Genomic DNA, 23,139 nt, shown 5'->3' with positions numbered 1-23,139 from the left:
TTGCTTAGAAGTTTTACTAAGTACTTTGTTGATTAGAGGCTTCAAGGATTTCTGTAGACTCTTTCAATAACTCTTCCTTGATCTCATCTGCGACCTTGGCTTTTTTCTTGTCCTTTTTGACTTTTTTCTTCTTTTTCTTTTTCGGTTGCTCCTCGAGTTCGGCACCATCTTCAATGGCCTGCCAGTATTCGAGCTGTTCCATTACTGCAGCGTAAATAGACTGTTTGCTGTAGCGGCCTTTTTTATCCAGTGTTCCTACAGGACGTGCCATCAAGATCTCTAATGCTTGATCAATGGTGTCGATGGCATGAATATGGAATTGACCTTGTTCAACGGCTTCGCGTACATCTAAGCGAAGCATTAAGTGCTGCATATTTTGGCGAGGAATGATTACGCCTTGTTTGCCTGTTAAGCCTTGTAATTTACAAGCATCAAAGAAGCCTTCAATTTTTGCATTGACCCCGCCAATGGGTTGGACTTGCCCCAGTTGGTTCATGGAACCCGTAATTGCCCAAGACTGATCAATTGGTAATTGGCTAATCGCTGAAATCAGCGCCGAAAGTTCTGCCACTGTGGCACTGTCACCATCCACTTGACCATAGCTTTGTTCAAAAGCCAATGCCGCAGAGAAGTGTAGAATTTGTTCACGACCAAAATGTGCTTTTAAGAAACTCGACATGAGCAGGACGCCTTTGGCGTGCAATGAGCCACCGAGTTCTACACTGCGTTCAATATCCAAAATATCGCCACCACCTTGATAGACCGAAGCAGTGAGGCGTGAAGGTAAACCAAATTCCACATCGGCATAGTGAATAACCGAGAGGGCATTGATTTGTCCCAGTCGGTGCCCACGAGTTTCGATTAATTGCGTACCACGGGATAAATCTTGCCAATACAACTCACGTAAATAGCCTAAACGGTATTGGCGATGTTGTAGCGCAGTATTAATGTGCTTGTCGGCCACTATTTTGTCACCTGCCTGAGCAGCATGATGATGAGCTTCACGAATCAAATCTCCCAGCGTTAAGGCATGCAGGGAGAGTGAACTTTGGTCTTCGGCTTGACGACTTGAATCGGTCAATAAGGCTGCCAAGGCAGAGCGATCAAAAGGCAGCAACTTATCCGCTTGCACATAGTCAGCGATTAACTGCATATAGGCTTGTTCATTGTCATCATTACGTTGTAGCGTATCGGTAAAGTCTGCACGAATTTTGAACACGCTGCCGAGTTCTGGCTCTAGCTCCAAGATTTCATAATAAATCTCTGGTTCAGCCAATAAGATCACTTTGATATTGAGTGGAATAGATTCAGGTTCAATCGAAATACTGCCCGTCAAGGTCAGCATGTGCTCCAAAGAAGACAGTTTTAGTTTTCCAGATTTCAATGCACGTTTTAGCCCTTGCCAAGCATAAGGTTGCTCTAACAACTGTTCCGCTTCCAACATCAAGAAGCCGCCATTGGCTTTGTGCAAAGATCCGGGACGAATTAAGGTGAAATCCGTGGTAATAGTGCCATTTTGTGTTAGTTGTTCGACATGACCTAATAAATTGTAGTGGGTTGGGAAGTCTTCAAAAATCACAGGGGCGCCACTATTCGGTTTATAAGTCACAATCACATTGGCTTGATAGCGTGCCGGTACTCGGCTAAATAAGCCCGGTGTAAAATCATCTTCTTCTTGTTCAAGCACAATTTCGACATTATTGATAATGTCTTCAGCATAATATTTAAGATATTCCGCTAACCCTTCTACCTTGGGAAATTTATTTAACAGTAAGTCGATACGCGGCATGACCACTTGATTGGCAATTTCGCGGTTTAACTCTTGTACTTTGTCACGCGCATCATCTTCCAAGTCGCCTAGATGTAGTCCCAAACGCTCCAGTTTTTTATCCATATAGCGCATATTAGAGACGATTTCTGCACGTTGCTTGCTGCTGAGTGCATCAATATCCTGTTGGGACATTTCATGCAATTCGTCATCTTTGAAATGTACTGGAATAAAACAATGCTCATCATTGCGTGTTACTAGCTTTAAATCGAGTTCTTCACCTTCTTTGGTTAATTCAACCAAAGCTTGTTGTTGCTCATCACCAGTTTGTTGGCGAATCAACTCGATCCGGTTGTGATAGGTTTCTGCAGTAAAGCGTCGTTCGAGCTGTTTTAAAATGGTTTGCCATGTCTGATGCAACATGCTTTGAAATTTTGGAGCTTGTCCCGCAGGAAGTTGTAAGGCAATCGGTTGGCGAGGGGATTTAAAGTTATTGACATAAATCCAGTCATTTGGTGTAGGCATGGTTTTGGCATGCTGTTGCAGCAAACGTTTTACCATGGTGCGTTTGCCTAGGCCTGCAGTGCCGACAGCAAAAATGTTATAGCCTGAATAAGGCAAGGCAATGCCTGCTTCAACAGAGGCGCGCGCGCGGTCTTGCCCCAAAAAATTATTGAGTGGCTTAATCCGTTTGGTTGACGATGGGATATTTGTCAGGTTGGGAATGTGGCTCAGCTGTTCTGGTTTTAAACGTGTCTGGTTAAGCGTATTTTGAATTTCTGCTTGCTCGAAAGCGGTGATCAGGTGGCTGTGTGAATCTCGTGAATTATTATTTGTAAGGTTACTAGATAAAGAAGAATTCATCTGTTCAAGTTTTTGGGTCACTGTGAAATCCAAAACAAAATATTGCGGTAGAGATTTAAGGTATACAGGTTTAGTGGAAAAATTCAAGCAATGCCGCTGTTTTTCTCGTCAAAATACTGCAATGATTTCATAAATACTGTTGAAACCCGAATACTTAAACGGTTGAATAGCAGTCATGATTTTTTTGTAGAAAATAATAACCTAATGACAACGCAAGCAAATGGATGGAAAGCTGCTTTTCAGGCATTTCTCGACCGTCGGGCAGCGATTATGCTGTTTCTCGGTTTTTCCGCGGGTATTCCAATTTTACTTATATTTTCCAGTCTTTCACTGTGGCTTGGTGAGGCAGGAATTGATAAAAGTGCCGTGACTTTTTTTAGTTGGGCTGCACTGGGCTATTCCTTTAAATTTGTTTGGGCGCCTTTAATTGATGAGCTGCCAGTACCTTTTCTGACCAAGCGTTTGGGGCGGCGTCGGGCATGGTTACTCATAGCGCAATGTCTAATTATCTGTGCCATTTGTATCATGGCATTTTCAGATCCCGCTCTAGGGCAGAGCTATTTATATCAAATGGCAGCGGGGGCGGTGCTGTTGGGCTTTTCCGCGGCGACGCAAGACATTGTGATTGATGCTTACCGTATTGAGTTGGCGGAAACGGAAATGCAGACGGTGTTGGCATCGACCTATAACGCAGGCTATCGTATCGGGATGATTGTGGCAGGTGCGGGGGCTTTATTCCTTGCCGCGTCACTGGGGACTGCAAAAGGCAACTATATTTATAGCGCATGGAAAATGACCTATCTGGCGATGGCAGCAGTCATGTTGGTCGGAATAATGACCACACTGTTGATTCGAGAGCCAAAAGTCGATCGTATTTATAAAGAATATCGCCGTTCGGATTACTATCGCTTAGTGGCGGTATTCTTTGTGGCAGTCATCAGCTTCGTCGTGTCTTATATTTATTCAGGGGTATTGATTGATGCTTTAACGGCATCCTTGGCGATTAAGGACTCATTTTTGCTGTTTTGCATGGAAGCTTTGCGTTTTATTGCTTCAGGTGCAGCGGCATTAGCGATAGGCACGCTCTTGGTTAAACTGGGGGCAGTCAACAAGCAGATGGCATTTGAAACTTGGGTCAACCCGATTGCAGATTTCTTCAAGCGCTATGGGGTGAAACTGGCTCTAGTACTGTTGTTGTTGATTGGTTTTTACCGCATTTCGGACATCATTGCCGGGGTCATTTCCAATGTGTTCTATCAAGATCTGAACTTTACCAAAGAGCAAATTGCTGAAGCCGTGAAAATCTACGGGGTGATTTTCAGTTTATTGGGTGGCTTCCTGGGGGGATTACTGGCTCAGCGCATGAACATTATGAAATTGATGTTTGTCGGCGCGGTGCTCGCCAGTTCAACCAATCTTATTTTTATTGGCTTGGTGAAATCGGGTCAACCCTTAGAGCAAGTTGAAATTGCTGTTGGTTCACAGCATTATCAGGTTCAGGCAGATGAAGTGGGCTATTGGAAGTTGCATGTTCCTGCACAAGTTTTGGAGCAGTCTCATCAAATCCAAGCTTCTGTTGCATATGCCGACACCCCAGAAGAAAAGTCATCAGTTTTGATGCCTTATTTAACGGGTTTTACCTCTAAGTCGATGATCTTATTTCCTTTGACTGCAGATAATGCCTTGAGTCCGAAAGAAGCTCAGCAATCGGTTGTGGTTAAAGGTCAAGTTCAGGGTGTTGATGTTGCTCAATTACAGGCGGATCAACCTGTCAGTGTATGGTTAGATGGTCAATCCTATTCAGCCAAACTCGACGCACAGGGCATTTTTAGTGCTGCAATTGATGGTAAATTATTGCAAAATGCTCGACATAAACAGCTCACAGCTCAATTGAATGAACTGCATTCAGGTACCTTGCTCAAGGTGAGCCATGAGTATCAGGTGTCAAGCCAACAATCTACTTTAGAGCTCATGGTTGATCCAATAGCTACAACACCTGATGCTCAGCAGGACGTATTGATTACAGGTAAAGTCATTAAGCCTTATAGCTCATTGTGGTTATATTTTGCGATTATTGTCGATAATTTGGCATCTGGTTTGGCAGGCGCGGCATTTATTGCCTTTCTTTCCAGCTTAACCAGCGTGTCATTTACTGCGGTACAATATGCGATCTTTAGTTCATTGATGACTTTAACGCCTAAAATTCTAGGTGGATATTCAGGTACCATTGTCACCAATATTGGTTATCCAAACTTTTTCCTCATGACCACATTAATTGGAATTCCAATTCTGATTTTAGTGGTTTGGGTTGCGAAACTACTTCGTGAACATCAACATAGACAACTTCAACAGAAGGATGAATAACATGCGAATGCTCCATACCATGCTACGTGTAGGCAATTTAGAACAATCTTTGAAGTTCTATACTGAAGTGCTGGGTATGACTTTGCTTCGTAAACGTGATTATGAAGAAGGTCGTTTTACTCTGGCTTTTGTCGGCTATGGTGATGAAGACAGTACAACGGTACTTGAACTCACCCACAATTGGGATACCGATCATTATGATTTGGGTAATGCCTATGGTCATATTGCGATTGGGGTAGAAGATGCTTATAAGGCATGTGAAGAGATTAAAGCACGTGGCGGCAAAGTTGTGCGTGAAGCGGGACCAATGAAAGGCGGTGTGACGGTTATTGCGTTTGTTGAAGACCCAGATGGCTATAAAGTTGAATTGATTCAACAAGATTCAAATGCTCGCAATAACTAAGGCAATCGGTTATTGATTTACTAAATATTGAATATAGCACTCGAAACGCTAGCAATATTTGAATAGCCCAGTAAGATGAACTTGACCTACGGGTAAAATTTGTCTACTGGGTTTTATTTCATCTTCACTTTTTAAAATATATATAACAGGATGTTAAGCAATGAACATGCTCAAGCTTCTTGCCTTGGACCGCTTTACTTTATTCTTAGTTGCCATGGTTGTCTTGGCTTCTTTTCTCCCTGTTTCTGGTTCCGCTGCCCATTTCTTTAACGTTATTACTACGGTTGCGATTGCGATATTATTTTTCTTGCATGGTGCTAAGCTTTCTCGTGAAGCTATCGTGCAGGGAATTATGCACTGGAAATTTCATGTCGTCGTCTTTCTCTTTACCTTTGCCGTTTTTCCGATCTTAGGTTTGCTGGCTAAACCGTTGTTATTACCCTTATTGGGGCAAGAGCTCTATTGGGGCTTCTTGTTTATGTGTTTCTTACCTTCAACCGTACAGTCTTCGATTGCCTTTACCTCGGTAGCCAAGGGGAATGTTGCGAGTGCGGTATGTAGCGCATCTTTTTCCAATATTATTGGCATGTTTATTACGCCAGTATTGGTCAGTGTGTTTATTTTGGGCAAATCGCAACATGCGTTTGATCCAACATCGTCGATTATTCAAATTACCTTATTGCTGTTACTACCATTTGTATTGGGACAGCTATTACGCCCACTGGTTTATCCGCATATGCTGAAAGTACCTCGTTTAGTCAAAAGTTTTGACCAAGGCACCATTTTAATGGTGGTGTATGGGGCATTTAGTAGTGCGGTAGTGGCTGGATTGTGGCATGAGGTGAGTGCTAGTACTTTGCTGATTTTAGTTGTGGCGTGCTCAGTGTTCTTAACTTTGATTATGCTGCTTGCGTATTATGTACCCAAAATGCTGGGCTTTGAGCGCAAAGATCAAATTGCGATTTTTTTCTGTAGTTCTAAGAAGACCCTTGCAAGTGGTGTACCAATGGCACAAATTCTGTTTATTGGGCAGCCTTTGGGAATGATCGTATTGCCGATTATGATCTTCCATCAAATTCAATTGATGGTCTGCGGTATTATTGCGAACCGCTGGTCCAAACAAAACACGGATGAGTGATGAGAATTATTCGCTATCTCGGTATTTTTAACGTATAATGTAGCTCACTTGTTGTGCTTAGCTCTGACGGTATCCGTCTCGGTGGGCCAAGAGAATGGTCTGTTGTGGTGTTGATCTGCTTTTTAGCTTTCCTTGCGATTTGCAAGAGTGGTCAATTGCGATGACAGCATAAGCCTTTCTTACACTTAGGAGTAATCGACGATGCGCGCCGATATTCACCCAAAATATGAAAAATTAGTAGCAACTTGTTCTTGCGGTAACGTAATTGAAACTCGTTCAGCAGTTGGTAAAGAAACTCTTTACCTAGACGTATGTTCTGCATGCCACCCATTCTACACTGGTAAGCAAAAGAACGTTGACACTGGCGGTCGTATCGACAAGTTCAAACAACGTTTTGCTGGTATGTCACGTTCTATCAAACGCGACTAATACCTCAGTTGTAAAAAAACGAGCCATTGGCTCGTTTTTTTATGCTTAAAATTTACCTATTAACAGGTCGGCTAATCTTTCATGTTCAAGACCTATTGGTCTTGAACATCAATTAAGTGATCTAGTTTTTTCTGGAAGTAGTCACCCTGTAAATAACGGGCTTCTACATTCCAAGCATTGGCAAACATGGTCATATTATTCAGTTCACGTAAAAGCATCTGCGTTGGCTTGATTTCATGGAAGCGAATAATGCGCTCTTGTAGTTCTTCCGTCGATTTATCAGCGTCTAACATCTTCGTGAGTTGCGGATGTAGGGTGACCTGATGAATATTCATTTGATTTAAAATGGATTCGCTGTAAATAGAATGTCCGAAATCACGTAAGGAAATCTCCGCACCACTTTGTATTAATTGCACCGTGTATTTCTGTGCATCTGTAAGATTCTTCGCAATGTCTTCTTCAGAGAACTGTAAAACCAAAGGATGAGCTTGTTTACTGCCGACAATGGTAATTAATTTGCCGATGAATTCAGGGAAAGTACGGTCAGCAAACAGGACTTCTTTGTTTAAATTGACAATGATTTTGGCATCAGGATATTGGGTAATGAAATTATGTAATTGCTTACTGGCTTCAACTAAAATCCAGCGATCCAGTTTTACTGACAATTCAGGATCTTCCGCCAACTCTCGCATTCCCGCAATGTCATACCAGGCATTATTATAAATAAAGCCGCTAGTGACCTCATAGGTATACAAATTGGTGTCTTGTTTGTCATAAAGCTGTTGGTATTTAAGATGAATCTCACCTCGTTCTAAACATTTTTGTAGGGCTGTTAATACGCTAGGCTGTTCTTGCGTGTTTAGATCGAGGCTATGATCAATTAGCTCAATACTTGAAGTGGCCACAGAAGTTAGAGCCGCTTCATTTTCTGGCTGTCCTGAAGGTAATGGGGTGTTGTAAGCACGTTCCGTATATTGCTCAAACTGCTGTTCGTCGGCAATTTCGTTCTGGATTAAAGTGTAGCCGATTCTAAGATTCAAAGGATAGCTTTGCTGCTGAACACCCAGTAACTGCGGTTTGGTTAATGGGCTTAATCCAATTAATTTAGATTCAAGTACGCTTTCACTCGAGGCCTGAAATAGACCGGCATATAAAGCATGATTGATTTTAAATAAAGGCACATTGGTTTGTTCTTTTAAGAATTGATGCATATTGGCAAAATAGGCATTTGAAGTGGCCCAATCTTGCTGAAATACAGACTCTGGGCAGTTCGCCAATGAAAACAGGACCAAGGCATTATAATCAGATGGTTGTTTGGTCAGCGTACGGTTGATTTGCTGATACACATTTGGTTTTTGCGCAAAGCTTTCAGCGGGAATTGTACTTATTTGAGGCGCAACAGAACTCTGATCTGCTGTAAGTTCAATGGTAATTTGAAGGGCATCATCTTCCGCAGCAGCTAAGAATTCAATTTTTAAAGGATTGCACTTCACATGTTGATTCAGCGTTGTAAGCTCGAATCGACCTTGATCAAACTGTCCCTGCGAGATTTTTTTGAAGCGGAGTTTAAAATCATTGAGGTCTTTAGGTTGTAATACATCGAGCAAAGGTAAGCCAATAATGTCATCTTCGCTGTTCAGCCCAAACAGACTCAAGTATTCCTGATTGGCTTCAATATGAATGCCTTCTTGGATAATCGCAACAGCTTTATTGCTTTCTGCAACCAATGCTTGTGCTTGAGTTTGTACATTTTCCAGTTCTTGCATCAAGTGTTGCTGACCTTGATTAAGTCGGCTGAAAGAAAGGGCACGAAGTACACTCAAATAGAAGCGGTCTGGATCATCTAGATTTGCAACATCATATACACCTTTGCGAATGTAATTGACGTATTGAGAGGGTTCGTAATCTTCAGGCTTGAGTAGAATCAGGGGTAATTCAGGCTGTTTAGAAACGCGGATCAAGCTCAGTGCTTGTTCGTATTTTAAGTCGTAAGCACAGCCAAAAATGACAATATCCCAGTTTAAATGGAGTTGTTTTTCAAATGTTTGTAAGTCATCAAGTAAAAAAGCATGAACTTGGTGCTCACTTGCTGTTAATAATTCACAAATTTTGTTAAAACGAATTTGGTTATCATCGATAATGAGTAAACGAGTTTCCGTACGTTTTAACTTTTTGGACAATAGTGGATTTCTCACTTCAATGCTTCCCATAAATCGTGATTCTTAATTTTTATGCTTTGTTTCTGAATAAAATTCTCAATCAGATGCTCTTGCTGATCGTTTAGTAATTCAAAATCAAATCGCATAAAACTTTGTGTAATTAAATGTGCTTTTAATAAATAGACCTTAAGTTCGTCTTGACCTAAACGTAAATGAATCGTTTGTTTTTCTCTAAATAGATGTGAGCCAGGTAATATCAGTGTCGTTGAAACCTCATTCAGTTCGGAAGTTTGTACCAATAGGGCTGGATAATAGTTTCCAGTATTACGATCATTTTTAACATATACGGCACAAGGAAAAAGATCTTGAGCCAGCATTTCTAAACCAAGTTCAAGGCTTTTTTCCGTGGATTGTTTAATCCAACGAATCACACCGCCACGCCATTCACTTTGCGCATTTTCCTGAACCAGAATAAATTCCCCAGTTTTTAAATTTTTTGGGGTATTGCCTGACCATTTAATTCGGTAGCCATTGACACTAATATCCAGAACTTCAGCTGGATAAATCTGTTTAGCCTCACGGTCTAGCTTTTTAATATTATTGGTATTCAAAAGACTTTGTTCGCCCATAGAACTAAAGATGTTATTTTCAGATTGCAAACCATAATGGGCATCTAGCTCAAGTGTTTCATTAAAATTTCGCCCTTGAGATAAATAAAAATGTGCAACACTTAAGCCAAAACAAATATGTAATTGCGCTGAATATTCATAACGTTCATGACGTCGCTCGGCATTACTGGTGAGTAAACTGTGAATATGGAAGTGCAAAGCAGGAGTCAGGAAGATCTTTTCATTTCTAGACAAATACTCACCGTGTTTTCCTTGGGCTTCGGTTAAATGGTCGAGTAAATTTTGTGTTGAAATATAAATGCTAGGTTTAAAACTACTGTTTTGATGCGCATTAAAGACTGGTGGATGGTCTAACTGGGTATCCACGATATAGCGCGATAATGTCGTTTCCTTCGGTAAAACTTGAATTAACTTCGCCCAATCATAACTACACAGAAACAAGCCCTGAATTTCTGAAGGGCGAATTTGGTGCGGATTTAAAATATCCAATAAAATGATTTGAGCATACACTTGAGTGATGCTTTGCAGTTGGTGCTGTGTACCTTGTAACTGGTTAATATTGGTCTGATTAAAATTATGCTTGATGGCATTTTCCATCAATTGATGTGTCACCAACCATTGTCCAGATAATGGATTGGTATAAAGCACTTGCTGTTGATAGAGTAATTGTCCCAACTGCTGTAAAGCATAGTAACTCGCTAAAATACGTGCAGTTTGCAGATTTTTCTTTTGATTAAAGGCAAAAATCGAAAATTTCTGTTGATCGAGTAAATGATCACAACGTTTGGCAATATCGATATAAGTCTTGGCAAAACAACTGCGGAGTAACATCGCCAATTCAATAATATGATCATTGCGATCGGTGGTAATTAAACCTTGATTGAAAAAGTGTTTTTCTAGGCTTGCCAATACATTTTCAATGGTAGGGTGAATCGCATGGATTAAATCAAAACGGAGTGTTTCACTGCATTGCAGTTCAGAAATTTCCAATAGCGCATTAAAGAGCGCCCGAGAAGAGTCACCTAATTGTAGAATAGACAAATTAGACACCCAATCTTGGATGTCCGTCACCGTGCTTTGACTAAAACTCAATTTATCCAACTTCAATTCAGTTGGGGTCTGAAACATTTCAGCGGTGCTCATATTCATAATTGTTATTTAACTCAAAAAGTTGAAACTCCAAAAAGCGGTGTTTTATTTTTTTCGCCCGCAATTTCCCTCACAAGTTTAGGAACTAAATATCCTGGCAAGTTGGCTAAAACCTCTTTGTAAATCTCATCGATTTCATTTGCCATTAAATCAAAATGCTGTGCACCTTTCACTTTATCTAATACATGTAAATAATAAGGCATAACTCCAGCTTCAAATAGTCGATAACTTAAGTCGACTAAAATTTGTGCGGAATCGTTCACCCCTTTTAACAAGACCGACTGATTCAAAACAGTAATTTGATGTTCTACCAACGATGTCAGTTGGCTGCAGGTGAAATCATCGAGCTCTGCTGCATGATTGGAGTGTACCACCAGAATAATGCGTAGCCTACTGTTTTTTAATAAAGAAACAAGCTCTTCATCGACGCGGTTGGGGATTACAATAGGAACCCGTGAATGAATTCTCAAAAATTTAATTTGACTGAGAGACTCTAAACGTTCAATCCATAATTTTAATTTACGATTGCTGAGGGTGAGGGGGTCACCGCCACTTAAAATCACTTCATTAATATCAGGTTGGCTTTGTATATAGCTCTGAATATTTAGCCAATCTTCATTTTTTGGCAGATTTTCTTGGTAGGGAAAATGTCGACGAAAACAGTAACGACAATGAACCGCGCAGGCACCTGTCAGCGTCAGTAAAAATCTGGTTTTGTATTTATGCAGAACACCAGGTTGTTGATTGGCTTGTTCTTCACCTAAAGGGTCGGTGACAAATTCTGGATGTTCGACCAGTTCTAAGTGATGGGGTAAAACTTGTAATAAAAGCGGATCTAAAACATCCCCAGTGTTCATTTTTCCGACGAACGCGCGTGGAACACGTAATTTGAACTGTTCAGAAGCTAAGATTGCCCCTGATAATAATTGGTCTGGAGATAACTGGAGCGTCTGAAGCAACTCTAAAGGGTCTGTTATTAAGTCACTCAGTTGAGATTGCCAGTTTTGCTCTTGATACAAATAGTTTATCATGCCACGTGTTAAAAATAGTGCTAGTCTAGCATTAATCGACTATTCTAGCATTAATAGATTTTAAGTTAGCAAGTTTGGAGTGTGCCAGTCATGGCCAATTATTCTACAAATGATTTCAAGCAAGGCCTTAAGGTAATGCTTGACGGTAACCCATGCTCAATCATGGAAAACGAATACGTTAAACCTGGTAAAGGTCAGGCGTTTAACCGTGTTAAATTACGTAACCTTAAAACAGGTAAAGTTCTAGAAAAAACATTCAAGTCAGGTGACTCACTTGAGGGTGCAGACATCGTAGAAGTAGAAATGAACTACTTATACAACGATGGCGAATTATGGAACTTTATGGATCCTGTAACTTTTGAGCAAATCTCTGCAGATAAAACTGCAATGGGTGATGCGGCAAAATGGTTAAAAGACGATTCTAACGAACTTTGCACCATCATGTTGTTTAATGGCGTGCCGTTAAACGTGAATGCACCAAACTTCGTTGTGTTAAAGATTGTTGAAACTGATCCAGGTGTACGTGGTGATACTTCTGGCGGTGGTGGTAAACCAGCGAAATTGGAAACAGGCGCAGTAGTGCGTGTTCCATTATTCGTACAGCAAGAAGAAAGCGTTCGTGTAGATACTCGTACTGGTGAGTATTTAGAACGCGCATAATAGTTTAAGCATAGACTATTATTAAAGGGATGATATTTGATCATCCCTTTTTTTATCTTTCATTTTTCCGATTTAAATATTTTCTCTCTCATTGTTATTTTAAGTGTTATTGAATAAATTTTTTTATCAGTACATGTTCCTAAATATAGGTTTTGAACCTCTCAGGCTTAATAGACACGTATAGGGGGAAATTCTAGTCGTCTAATAGGCTGTATGAAGGCAGGTGCTAACAATTAATCCATCTACATACGAAACCTTATCAATCAATTGCAGATTTAACTCAATCTCTGACAATTCAGAGGATTAATTAGCACTAGCAGACAAACAGTGATCTGAAGATATACTAAAAAATTAAATTAGGTCTGAAGATGATTTTTCATCGGTGTTTTTTTATACCATCCTTGTTTGTGTATTTCTGAATATGACAGGATGTCTTCTTTTGAATACATCAGAATGGATCAACGGCTAAATGCCAGATTAAGATGATGAATCTACTTTGATAGGTCATGCTAGATAGTATTAAGTGTTGTTATGAAAAGAAAATATCTTTATGCAAGATTGGTCATTCGAAATTCAGATACATTCAATTTTTTTATTATTTAATTCAATGATTTTATTTATTAAATAAAATGATGAATTAGGGGTGTAGGCGTATACTCCTGACCACATTAATTTTTGGGGTGTCCAAATGCTGTTCAAATTTGCTTTAAAATTTTTAGCTATCTTCCTATCAGTGCTGGTTCTAGGTGCAGTTTTAATTAGTGTATTCTTCAATAAACCACCTGTTGAATTCTGGATTCTGCTCGTGCCAGTATGCTTTGGGCTACCTGTCATTCTTTCTGTTTTGATCGCGGAAGATAAAACTTTAGAGATCCAATAAATCTTACTGTTGCGGGATATGTAAGCAAATGGCTTTATGATATTCCGACTTTAGATACCTTGTGCGGCCCATCTGGAAACAGGTGGGTTTTTAATTTTCGAATATTCTAGTTTTAGTCATCGTAATCAGGTACAAATATTTAAGTCTTAAAAAAGCCTGAGGGGAAAACTACATGAGTGACTTAAATTTAGATTTGATCGACCAGACCATTGATAAATATGCCAAGAAGAATAAGAAAATAAAAAAAATGCGCATCGGTTATAAGTTATATGACAAATTTATGGGTGATCCAAAATTTGCCGAAGAGGTTGTGAACTCCGCTTTAGATCCAGACAAGCGTTGTTATCGAGGTGTAAGAATTAAAATTACTCATGATGAATATGAGCTTACTTTTTTAATGAAAGACTAAGCTTAGACCATGCTATAAATATCTAGAAAATAATGAAAAATAACTTGATTGGTTATTTATTTTTATGCAAAATTGCGACAAATTTATCACGCTGGTCGTTTTCCAGAGTTTGGTCTGTATCTAACACTAGAACAGACCTTTTTTTATTACTGCTGCATTGTTCTGCATAAAAAAGATGCCATCTTTTGGCTTTAATACCCTTATTTTGATGATTCATCAGTTGGGTTTTTACATGATTTCATTTTCAACTTTATGATGGTTCGGTATACAGAGCCTACCGCACTACTATAATAGAAGAGATGTACAGTATCTGGTCGAAAATAACGAATGCATCATCTGAGTAAAGATAGAAAGTGTGTGGTATAGCACGACAAGCGTAAAAACGATATAAAGCATGTTGCAATGTAAAGCACTGCAAACCTATATAAAAATGCCCTCAAGTGAGGGCATTTTTATTCAATTAATGTGGCTTAGCATCTTCGCTAACGGGATTTGCTGGGTTAGATTCTGTAGAGCTTTGTACTGGGGCTGTAGTGGGTTGCGTGGCAACTTTGGGTTCACGATTTGGCATATATTCTGGATCGCTCGACATTGCCAAATATAAAAAAGTAAAAAAGATCGCCGTGATAATTCCGACAATTGCAATAAATTTCCAACCTAAAACGGTTGATTCAGTGTCATTAGAAGAAGATGTGTTTTTCATAAAAAGCCCAAGTGGCCAAAAAGTAAAAAAAGCACCTCCTTATAGCATAAAATTGAATCAATTGAAAAATGACAGTACTACGGACTATTCATGAGGCTTCGGATTTATTTCAAGTAATGGGTTTTGTTTTGCATCATCTATGCAAGCTTTGAGTTGGTCGATACTGGCTAACTTTACACTGGCATCTGCATTGGAAAATTTGTTATCTAAAATATGATTCACGTAATCCAGTAAAATTTGGTCGAGATCATAACCATCTAATTTTAATAAATTTACAAGAGCAGCTAAGGTTGTTTCTGCAAGTTCTTGTTTGGAATAGGTCTCTACTGACATGATGTTCTCGTTGTAATTATATCATGGTTTATATTAACAATTTTATTCATCAAAAACCTCAGCTTCCCGCCAAAATTCCCCATGTTTTCTTGCCAAGTAGCCTTGAGCACTGACTCGATAAATATAAGCTTTCTTCTTGATATACCAGATAAAAGTTTATCCATGAATTGGTTGAATTGCTATGCTAAAGGAGTTTTAGGAGAGAGCATAAAGAAATCATTGCTGAGCTTTTTTATAGGGGGTGCTAGCTCTTTACTGTATTTGTTACACTTTTAATGCTTAAAAGCTTAGACGCTTCCGAGATTGTCCTGTTCAACCGCCTGATAGATTTCTTCAAAGATATTTGGGAATGCGGATTGCACTCTATTCCAACTTGGAATGAAGGGTTGATCATTGGGTCTGTCTATAAATGCCTGACCAGCTTCTAAAATGGATTGGGTAAATAACTCAACCGCAATTTCTTCAACATTCTGATCGAATGTCAGCCCATTCATTACGGCATCATGATGATAAATTTCTATCATATCTAAGGCACTCCGATAATAGGTTGCTTTCAAGACTCGAAATGAGTCGCTGGTTACATTCACCCCCAATATCGCCAATTTACGTAATAACGATAAAATTATGTCCTGACTCATGCATTTTAAGCCACCAGTGCCATCTTCCTGTGTTAATAGCTGGTGCTTATGTTCATAGTTATCTAGGATTTCGATTTGGCAGCTGCGCTTCGGGCTGTAATTTCGATAAATTTCTGACAATATTCCAATCTCAAGCCCCCAATCTGAAGGGATTTTAATGTTGTTCAGGACTCGGGTACGCATTGCAAACTCACCAGATAATGCATAGCGAAAATGGGACAAGTACGTAATGAAATCATGATGACCATATACCAGTTGTAATGAGTGCAATAGGGGACCCACAAGCAATCGGCAAACACGCCCATTAAGTTTATCTTGCGCTATACGAGAATAATACCCTTTGCAAAAAATGTACTGGAAAGAAGGGTTGGCAACAGGGTAAATCAGCCGTGCTAGTAAAGCGCGGTCGTAGGTTAAAATGTCACAATCATGCAAAGCTACGCAGTCGGTTCGATCAGATGCTAAGTTGTAACCCATACAAAACCAGACATTGCGCCCTTTACCAGCTTCTAGGGGAGCAAGTCCTTTCTCTTTTAACTTTTCATCAATTGCTTTTAAACGTGGACCATCATTCCATAAAATACGATGGCGTTGCGGTAGTCGTTCAAAAAACGCTTTTGCATATAAGAATTGCTCCCGATCCGCCCGATCTAGCCCAATGACAATTTCTTCTAAATAAGGCACTTTGGTGAGTTCATTGATAATGTGATTTAAGGCGGGTCCGTCAAGTTCACTAAATAAGGAAGGTAAAATTAAGCCCATTTTTCGGCGTTTTGAAAAAGTCAGTAATTCTTGTTCTAGGTCTTCTACAGGACGACGGGTAAGATTGTGAAAGTTGCTAAACATTCCATTTTGATGAAAATCAGACATATAGCCCTCCTTTTTAAAAGTACATTGCTATAGTAAAAAATGTCGAATACCTTCACACCATCCTTGGGGACCTTGATATTGACTATGATAAATATTGTGCGTGTCTTTACGGTTTAACCGCATCGTTTTGTCTAAGGCAGAACAAATAATGACTGCATAATCAGTTAGCTCTAAAAAAGATAAGTCATTCGGACTGTCACCTAGACCGATTGTTTTCCATGCTCTCTGCTGTTGTAGCTCGTGTTGCATAAATGCGTTGAATGCTGCCCCTTTATGACTGCCTGCATTCATCACATGCCAAAAGCGACCACCTTGAATCAAATCCAGTTGCTTTGAAGCCAATAATTGCTGAAAGAGCGCAAAATTCTCAGCGGTGTCTTTCCACAAAATAGGTTCAGATGCGATACGTTCTTGCGAAAATCGTGCCTGTTCAAGGCTTAACCCTGTTAACTGTATAATTTGATTAGTGTTAACATCATGAAATCCAAGGAATTGAAAGCCATAAGTTGCTCTCATCTGAGTTAATATTTCTGTAATTTGAGGATAACTTAGACCAGTCGCAGCATCCGAAATAATCTGGATCTCATGATTGATGGACAATATTGCACCATTTTCCGCAATATAGGGCTGACCCAGTAAGCCCATTTGCTTGTGCAAGGTCTCTATCTCGGATTGGGTCTTACTGGTACAAAACACAATCGGAATGGCTTTATTTTTTAACTGATACAAACAGGGTTCTGCTGCGACCCAATCATAATGACGATGATCGAGTAATGAACCATCTAGATCAGTGATGATCATCAATGCTGTTTCATGTCGACTGGTCGTTTTTATAATGAAAATCCTCTTTTAGGTCATTTTTGTAGATCGAATCGTATTAACATTTTTATTCATAGAATGCCTGATCCAATTCCTAAAAAGTACGCCCTTTAGGTAACTCAGTTGTTGCTGATGCATTTTGTAGAAATCATCAGGGCTATCAAACAATCCAAAATCTTGATTAATCCCTTTGTCCTGAATGTAGGTATTGCTGAGATTCCAATCTATAGGTGGATGATCAAAATGCTCTGTGAACACACCAAAACCACAAAATACGTTTGAAATACTTTTATTCATTTTTTGAAGTTGTGCTAAGTATGGTTTATCTAGAATGACACCTTCCAGAATGTACCAGTTGTCATGCACAAAGACTTCGACCCAGCTATGCAGAATATTATCTGGTGAAAGTGCGTACCAGAGTCCATCAAGTGCACCTTTCTGTAATTTCTTATCGATAGTGAAGCCGTGTAGACGATTAGGAATGCCTACAGCTCTTAATAGTGCCATCAATAAGGTGGCTTTGGTATTACATTGTCCATAGCCATCGGTTAATACTTGTGATGCTTTGATTGCATCACTGGTGTTATAGCCGAACTTAATATCATCCCGCACAAAGTTATAAATCTGTTTTACTTTTTCCACCTCATTCAGTTGATTCCATTTTTTCTGATGAATTAGCTCTTTTATTCGCGGATGCTCAAAGTCTAAAAGAGGAGTTAATTTCAGGTATTTTTTCAAAGTGATTTCTCATTCTCAAGTCAGTCCTTAGATTAAAAACTATGGACTAAGACCTAGGTCAACATGAAAAGTAGAATAAGAGTTTATGCGAGACTATTTTGACATCTTTATCACCTATAACCTCGTAAATGTCGTACATGCAACTTGTCTAAAATTACACAATACACTGAGATTTGTTAGCCTTTTTCATCTTGGTAGACTCCTGAATAATCCGCTTAAAAGTATTTGTATGAGTATTTTCAGCACCTACTTTTTTTTCTGCACAATGAGTGATAGGGTTAATGTTATCAACAAGCAAAGCCTTTGCTTCATCACACTTTTTAGGCTACAGCTCATCCAATGAGGGGGATAATCATCAAATCAGAGGATTTGGGGTCACAGTCTCGGAAAGTAGAGCGCTAGACTTTGTCCAGCGTTGAATGGGCGTTTAAACGCTAGCGACCTGAATTAGAAATATCTATATCTAGGGGGCTTTAAGGAGCGAAGTTCAGCATCATTCAGTTTGATGAAATGAGTATAAGAATATCTAATCATCCATTGGGGGCTTGATGGAAATGCCAGCAACTTGCTAATGCGGTTTATAAGACATGTAGCTCAAAATATTTTTAAAGCTTGGCCCAGATTTACTTTATAAATAATATGATTAATCAATATTTTTTATGCCAAAGTCGTAGAGGAATACCAAAGTATAAGGAGTAGAGTAAATAAGGAATTCGGCAGACAACGCGAATAAGAATACAAACTGCTTAACGAATCTAAAAGAGGTTATGAATGGATACGATTCAACAAAAATCTACGCTCCCCTCAAAACTTGTCTGGAGTTTAGTCGCGATTATAGGCGCGGTGTCTTTTGGAATATTAGCGGTTAGTCGCGGTGAGCATGTTAATGCAGTTTGGCTGGTTTTAGCCGCCATCTGTGTATATAGCATTGCTTACCGTTTCTATAGCTTATTTATTGCCAACAAAGTATTTGAACTTAATGCAAAGCGATTAACCCCAGCGCATCGTTTAGCCGATGGGTTGGATTACGTCCCGACCAATAAATATGTGTTATTTGGACACCATTTCGCTGCGATTGCAGGTGCGGGACCTTTAGTAGGCCCTATTCTTGCGGCACAAATGGGTTATCTTCCAGGTACACTGTGGTTGCTGATCGGGGTGGTATTCGCTGGGGCAGTCCAAGACTTCTTGGTGTTGTTTATTTCTACCCGTAGGGATGGTCGATCACTCGGTGAAATGGCAAAACAGGAACTGGGTGCTTTTGCTGGGATCGTCGTTATGCTTGGAGCACTGGGCGTGATGATCATTATCTTAGCCGTCCTTGCACTGGTTGTTGTGAAAGCATTAGCGCATAGTCCTTGGGGTGTGTTCAGTATTGCTGCCACTATTCCAATCGCCCTGTTTATGGGTGTATATATGCGTTATTTGCGCCCGGGGAAAATTGCAGAAGTCTCGATCATTGGTTTTGTATTGATGATGATGGCAATTGTCTATGGAGGTAATGTTGCAGCAGATCCTTATTGGGGACCGTTTTTTACCCTGACAGGGACACAGCTCACATGGTGTTTGATCATTTACGGTTTTATTGCTTCTGTACTGCCAGTATGGTTGTTACTTGCACCGCGTGATTATCTGTCTACCTTCCTTAAAATTGGGGTAATTGCAGGCTTGGCTGTCGGTATTATGATCGCTATGCCAATGTTGAAAATGCCATCTGTAACGCATTTTATTGATGGGACAGGTCCAGTATTTTCAGGCAGTTTATTTCCTTTCTTATTCATTACCATTGCCTGTGGTGCTATTTCGGGTTTCCATGCTTTGGTTTCGAGTGGTACTACCCCTAAACTGGTCGATAATGAAGTCAACATTCGTATGATTGGTTATGGTGGTATGTTGATGGAATCTTTCGTCGCCATTATGGCGATGATTTGTGCCACTGTACTTGATCCAGGTATTTACTTTGCAATTAATGCACCATCGGCAGTCTTAGGTACTACGGTTGAGTCTGCAGCAGAAGCCGTTCGAAATTTGGGTTTCGTGGTGACACCTGAAACATTGAGTTTATTGGCACAGGAAGTTGGTGAATCGACAATTCTATCCCGTACAGGTGGTGCACCAACTTTTGCGATTGGTATGGCACACATCATTTCGGAAATTTTCAATAACCGCTCTATGATGGCATTTTGGTATCACTTCGCGATTTTATTTGAAGCCTTATTTATTTTAACAGCGGTAGATGCGGGTACACGTGCTTGTCGCTTTATGGTGCAAGACACCGTAGGGATTGTCATTCCTGCAATCAAACACTCAGGTTCTTTCTTCGGAAATGTCGTAGGGACAGCAGTTGCTGTTGGTGGTTGGGGCTTCTTCGTCTATCAAGGTGTGGTCGATCCATTAGGCGGTGTGAACTCCTTATGGCCACTGTTTGGTGTGGGTAACCAAATGCTGGCAGCCATGGCGCTCATTTTGGGTACGGTTATCTTATTTAAGATGAAGAAAGAAAAGTATGTCTGGGTCACGATTATCCCGACGATTTTCTTACTGATTACCTGTATGGTCGCGGGTTGGCAAAAGATTTTCCATGAAAATCCAAAAATCGGGTTCTTGGCTCAAGCCAATCGTTTCTCTGATTCAATGGCGCGTGGTGAGATTTTGGCACCAGCGAAAACTGTGTCGGAAATGCAAACCGTAATTATGTCGAATCAGATTAATGCAGCGTTATGTGGCTTCTTTATGATTGTAGCAGTGATTATGGTGATCGCTTCAATTGGTATAGTCCGTCGTGCTTTAGCCAGCAAAGTGCCAACCGTGAACGAAGCACCAGCAGTCTATGCAGATGAAAATGCCTCTACAGCGACATCAAGAGGTGAATAATCATGGAATTGAAAATCGCTAAAAATGGTAAAGCCATGATTGTGAAAATCATCAAGATGACCATCATGTCACAGAAAGATCTTATTCTTAATCCTAAGAACTGGTCACGTATTGCCACTTTATGGCAGCGTTTGCAGCAGAGCTTTCGGTTGATGGTGGGTGTACCTGATTACAATCATTATCTGGAACACATGAAAAAGCATCATCCTGATTTAACCCCTATGGATGCCAAGACGTTTTATCGTTATTGTGTAGATGCACGTTATCCGAGCGCGGGCGGAACTTTAAAGAAATGCCCATGTTAAGCAAGTGTTAGAAAATTATTGATTCCTTTGGGAAAAATTGAAAAACGGTGTATGTTAATCATGCGCCGTTTTTTATTTAGGGAAATATTTGTGATTTGGGCAAAGCAAAAAGCTGAACAGCAATTACCACAAGATACACATAAAATTGATGCCAATATTCAAGCCTATGCCAGTAAAATTCAGCAGTTTTTAACGCAAATCAATCGAATTATTTTAGATAAAGAACACCAAACACAATTGGCGCTTTGCTGCCTATTCGCTGGCGGGCATGTGTTATTTGAAGATTTGCCGGGGTTAGGCAAAACCACATTATCCAGTGCGCTCGCCCATCTAGCAGGACTACAATTTCAACGGATTCAATTTACCAATGATATGTTAGCCAGCGACATTATTGGGGTGAATATGTTTAATCAAAAAGAACATGTTTTCGAGTTCAAGCAAGGCCCTATTTTTACGCAGATTTTACTGGCGGATGAAATCAATCGCTGTAGTCCAAAAACGCAAAGTGCCTTACTGGAGGCGATGGAGGAGGGGGCGGTGACCGTTGATGGTTATCGTTATAGTTTACCCCAACCCTTCTGGGTGATTGCGACACAAAACCCGCTTTTTCAAAGTGGGACTTATGCCTTGCCTGAATCGCAGCTAGATCGGTTTTTAATGCGGCTCTCTCTCGGATATCCGTCGCGTTCAGCAGAAAAATTGTTATTACAACAAGATTCGCGGCAGGTTTTGATTTCATCTTTAGCGCAAGTTTTCCAACCACACGAAATTCTAGAATTGCAGCATTTAGTGCAACAGGTATTTGTGGGTGAGGTCGTGATGGATTATCTGTTGGATTTAGCCCAAGAAAGTCGTAAAGGGCGACATGGCTTATCGACGCGAGGACTGTTGGCGCTAAAGAAAGCCGCCCAAGCACACGCTTTAATTGAGCAAAGAAGTTTTGTGACTGCTGATGATGTCCAAGCGGTTTTTGTCGCCATTACTGCGCATCGGATTGGGTTAAGTGACGCTGAAACTGCGCAAATGATGCGTAACATTCGTGTCAGTTAAGCTGAAGGATAGAAATTGTGATTCAGTCCACATGGCAAAAATGGGCCAAGAAAAGATTTAGTCTGGAGACAGCAAAAACTTTAAGCCAAAAGGATGTGTTGGTTTTTATCTATCAACAAGGCTTTTTATATCTGGTGTTGATTTTAATTACCTTTATCGCTGGGGTGAACTACGCCAATAACTTGATTTTAGGTTTTTGTTTTTTAATCAGCGCTATTTTATGTATTAGTTTTTACATTACATTTAAGCAGTTGCATGGTTTGCAAATCGAATTGCGTTTTGCAGAAGTTGGACAAGTTGGGCAACCGCTGCTGTTACAGTTATATTTTAAACAACCTCAAGCCCAAGCCCGTTATCTTTGGATTAAAACCGATCAACATCTTGAGCAAGTCTCATTTAACGAGCTACAACATTGCTATACCCTTGAATTTGTCCCCTCTAAGCGGGGAATGTTTCATTATCCGCGCATTCAGCTGTTTTCTGTTTATCCCTTTGGCTTGGTCAGGGCGTGGAGTTATTTGTATTTACAAAAACATTCGTGGGTTGCACCACAGGCGCAGGATTTACGAACAGAACAGCAGCGGACCAAGCACAGTCAGCAGTTAGATTGGGATGAATTTCGTGAACTGCGTGATTTTAAAACAGGTGATTCCCTTCAGTCGATTTCATGGAAGCAAGTGGCCAGAGGACAAGGGCTCTACGTTAAAGTTTTTGAACAGCATGATGAGCAACAGCATATACAGATCAATTATCAGCAAATGCCGAGCCCTGAACATGAAGAAAAGCTTCGCATGATGATGGGGTTGATTGAGCAATGTGAACAACAGCAATCTGCTTTTAGTTTAGTGTTGCCTCATGCCGAGCTGGAAACTGGAGCAGGAACGCAGCAGATGTTAAAAGCAAAATTATTATTGGCGCAGGCGTAA

Annotated in this window: 19 protein-coding genes; 10 read left to right on the top strand and 9 right to left on the bottom strand. The window is 40.2% G+C overall.

Annotated elements, in window-relative coordinates; translation table 11 throughout:
• Positions 1–16: 16 nt before the first annotated feature.
• The gene (locus ACX17N_RS00625) at positions 17–2,653 is read right to left on the bottom strand and encodes a Lon protease family protein (RefSeq protein ID WP_458890658.1); all 2,637 of its coding nucleotides are present in this window, start codon (positions 2,651–2,653) and stop codon (positions 17–19) included.
• Positions 2,654–2,836: 183 nt separating this feature from the next.
• Between ACX17N_RS00625 and ACX17N_RS00620 the strand changes: the two genes are divergently transcribed.
• The 4 genes from ACX17N_RS00620 (at position 2,837) to rpmE (ending at position 6,966) form a co-directional block, all read left to right on the top strand.
• The gene (locus tag ACX17N_RS00620) at positions 2,837–4,996 is read left to right on the top strand and encodes an AmpG family muropeptide MFS transporter (RefSeq protein WP_458890657.1); all 2,160 of its coding nucleotides are present in this window, start codon (positions 2,837–2,839) and stop codon (positions 4,994–4,996) included.
• Position 4,997: 1 nt separating this feature from the next.
• On the top strand, positions 4,998–5,399 hold the full coding sequence (gene gloA / locus ACX17N_RS00615; protein ID WP_458890656.1) for a lactoylglutathione lyase: 402 nt from the start codon (positions 4,998–5,000) through the stop codon (positions 5,397–5,399).
• Positions 5,400–5,559: 160 nt separating this feature from the next.
• Positions 5,560–6,537, top strand: a complete 978-nt coding sequence (locus ACX17N_RS00610; protein ID WP_458890655.1) for a bile acid:sodium symporter family protein — start codon at positions 5,560–5,562, stop codon at positions 6,535–6,537.
• 201 nt (positions 6,538–6,738) lie between these two features.
• Positions 6,739–6,966 carry a 50S ribosomal protein L31 gene (gene rpmE, locus ACX17N_RS00605; protein ID WP_004752972.1) on the top strand — a complete coding sequence of 76 codons (228 nt, stop codon included), beginning with the start codon at positions 6,739–6,741 and terminating at the stop codon, positions 6,964–6,966.
• A gap of 92 nt (positions 6,967–7,058) precedes the next feature.
• Here rpmE and ACX17N_RS00600 read toward each other — a convergent pair whose 3' ends face one another.
• The 3 genes from ACX17N_RS00600 to epmB are packed head-to-tail and all read right to left on the bottom strand — an operon-like array spanning position 7,059 to position 11,934.
• A complete protein-coding gene (locus ACX17N_RS00600; protein WP_458890654.1) occupies positions 7,059–9,176 on the bottom strand; it encodes an EAL domain-containing protein in 2,118 nt (705 codons plus the stop codon).
• Entirely contained in the window at positions 9,158–10,903 is a 1,746-nt protein-coding gene (locus ACX17N_RS00595) for a GTPase (RefSeq protein ID WP_458890653.1), read from the bottom strand. The genes ACX17N_RS00600 and ACX17N_RS00595 overlap by 19 nt, the downstream gene beginning before the upstream one ends.
• A gap of 14 nt (positions 10,904–10,917) precedes the next feature.
• Positions 10,918–11,934: an EF-P beta-lysylation protein EpmB gene (epmB, locus tag ACX17N_RS00590; protein WP_458890652.1), complete on the bottom strand. Its 1,017-nt coding sequence runs from the start codon at positions 11,932–11,934 to the stop codon at positions 10,918–10,920.
• Positions 11,935–12,024: 90 nt separating this feature from the next.
• Here epmB and efp point away from each other — a divergent pair, with 90 nt between their 5' ends.
• Complete coding sequence (gene efp / locus ACX17N_RS00585) at positions 12,025–12,594, top strand: elongation factor P (protein WP_458890651.1); 570 nt, start codon at positions 12,025–12,027, stop codon at positions 12,592–12,594.
• Positions 12,595–13,646: 1,052 nt separating this feature from the next.
• Positions 13,647–13,883, top strand: a complete 237-nt coding sequence (locus ACX17N_RS00580; protein ID WP_458890650.1) for a hypothetical protein — start codon at positions 13,647–13,649, stop codon at positions 13,881–13,883.
• Between the two features lie 460 nt (positions 13,884–14,343).
• Here the strand turns inward: ACX17N_RS00580 and ACX17N_RS00575 are convergent, their stop codons facing one another.
• The 5 genes from ACX17N_RS00575 to ACX17N_RS00555 all read right to left on the bottom strand — a co-directional run bounded on the left by ACX17N_RS00575 (position 14,344) and on the right by ACX17N_RS00555 (position 17,984).
• The gene (locus ACX17N_RS00575; protein WP_458890649.1) at positions 14,344–14,586 is read right to left on the bottom strand and encodes a hypothetical protein; all 243 of its coding nucleotides are present in this window, start codon (positions 14,584–14,586) and stop codon (positions 14,344–14,346) included.
• An 84-nt stretch (positions 14,587–14,670) separates the two neighbouring features.
• A complete protein-coding gene (locus ACX17N_RS00570; protein WP_458890648.1) occupies positions 14,671–14,919 on the bottom strand; it encodes a hypothetical protein in 249 nt (82 codons plus the stop codon).
• A 287-nt stretch (positions 14,920–15,206) separates the two neighbouring features.
• On the bottom strand, positions 15,207–16,427 hold the full coding sequence (locus ACX17N_RS00565; protein WP_458890647.1) for a glycosyltransferase family protein: 1,221 nt from the start codon (positions 16,425–16,427) through the stop codon (positions 15,207–15,209).
• 27 nt (positions 16,428–16,454) lie between these two features.
• Positions 16,455–17,228: an HAD-IIB family hydrolase gene (locus tag ACX17N_RS00560; RefSeq protein WP_458890646.1), complete on the bottom strand. Its 774-nt coding sequence runs from the start codon at positions 17,226–17,228 to the stop codon at positions 16,455–16,457.
• Between the two features lie 48 nt (positions 17,229–17,276).
• Complete coding sequence (locus tag ACX17N_RS00555) at positions 17,277–17,984, bottom strand: transglutaminase-like domain-containing protein (protein ID WP_458890645.1); 708 nt, start codon at positions 17,982–17,984, stop codon at positions 17,277–17,279.
• Between the two features lie 771 nt (positions 17,985–18,755).
• Between ACX17N_RS00555 and ACX17N_RS00550 the strand changes: the two genes are divergently transcribed.
• The 4 genes from ACX17N_RS00550 to ACX17N_RS00535 all read left to right on the top strand — a co-directional run bounded on the left by ACX17N_RS00550 (position 18,756) and on the right by ACX17N_RS00535 (position 23,139).
• On the top strand, positions 18,756–20,858 hold the full coding sequence (locus ACX17N_RS00550) for a carbon starvation CstA family protein (protein ID WP_458890644.1): 2,103 nt from the start codon (positions 18,756–18,758) through the stop codon (positions 20,856–20,858).
• Positions 20,858–21,163 (top strand): YbdD/YjiX family protein, encoded by a 306-nt coding sequence (locus ACX17N_RS00545; protein WP_458891106.1) that lies wholly within the window; start codon positions 20,858–20,860, stop codon positions 21,161–21,163. Before ACX17N_RS00550 ends, ACX17N_RS00545 begins: the two co-directional genes overlap by 1 nt.
• A 90-nt stretch (positions 21,164–21,253) precedes the next feature.
• On the top strand, positions 21,254–22,213 hold the full coding sequence (locus ACX17N_RS00540) for an AAA family ATPase (RefSeq protein WP_458891105.1): 960 nt from the start codon (positions 21,254–21,256) through the stop codon (positions 22,211–22,213).
• 20 nt (positions 22,214–22,233) lie between these two features.
• Positions 22,234–23,139, top strand: coding sequence for a DUF58 domain-containing protein (locus ACX17N_RS00535; protein ID WP_458891104.1), 906 nt, complete (start codon positions 22,234–22,236; stop codon positions 23,137–23,139).

This window comes from Acinetobacter sp. GXMZU3951 (assembly GCF_054457875.1).
This window is presented reverse-complemented; position numbering and strand designations above follow the sequence as displayed.

Coding starts and splice junctions, on each gene's coding strand:
- efp (WP_458890651.1), top strand. CDS start 12,025: ATGGCCAATTATTCTACAAATGATTTCAAGCAAGGCCTTAAGGTAATG.
- ACX17N_RS00565 (WP_458890647.1), bottom strand. CDS start 16,427: ATGTCTGATTTTCATCAAAATGGAATGTTTAGCAACTTTCACAATCTT.
- rpmE (WP_004752972.1), top strand. CDS start 6,739: ATGCGCGCCGATATTCACCCAAAATATGAAAAATTAGTAGCAACTTGT.
- ACX17N_RS00580 (WP_458890650.1), top strand. CDS start 13,647: ATGAGTGACTTAAATTTAGATTTGATCGACCAGACCATTGATAAATAT.
- epmB (WP_458890652.1), bottom strand. CDS start 11,934: ATGATAAACTATTTGTATCAAGAGCAAAACTGGCAATCTCAACTGAGT.
- ACX17N_RS00600 (WP_458890654.1), bottom strand. CDS start 9,176: ATGGGAAGCATTGAAGTGAGAAATCCACTATTGTCCAAAAAGTTAAAA.
- ACX17N_RS00570 (WP_458890648.1), bottom strand. CDS start 14,919: ATGTCAGTAGAGACCTATTCCAAACAAGAACTTGCAGAAACAACCTTA.
- ACX17N_RS00610 (WP_458890655.1), top strand. CDS start 5,560: ATGAACATGCTCAAGCTTCTTGCCTTGGACCGCTTTACTTTATTCTTA.
- ACX17N_RS00550 (WP_458890644.1), top strand. CDS start 18,756: ATGGATACGATTCAACAAAAATCTACGCTCCCCTCAAAACTTGTCTGG.
- ACX17N_RS00595 (WP_458890653.1), bottom strand. CDS start 10,903: ATGAATATGAGCACCGCTGAAATGTTTCAGACCCCAACTGAATTGAAG.
- ACX17N_RS00560 (WP_458890646.1), bottom strand. CDS start 17,228: ATGATCATCACTGATCTAGATGGTTCATTACTCGATCATCGTCATTAT.
- gloA (WP_458890656.1), top strand. CDS start 4,998: ATGCGAATGCTCCATACCATGCTACGTGTAGGCAATTTAGAACAATCT.
- ACX17N_RS00620 (WP_458890657.1), top strand. CDS start 2,837: ATGACAACGCAAGCAAATGGATGGAAAGCTGCTTTTCAGGCATTTCTC.
- ACX17N_RS00575 (WP_458890649.1), bottom strand. CDS start 14,586: ATGAAAAACACATCTTCTTCTAATGACACTGAATCAACCGTTTTAGGT.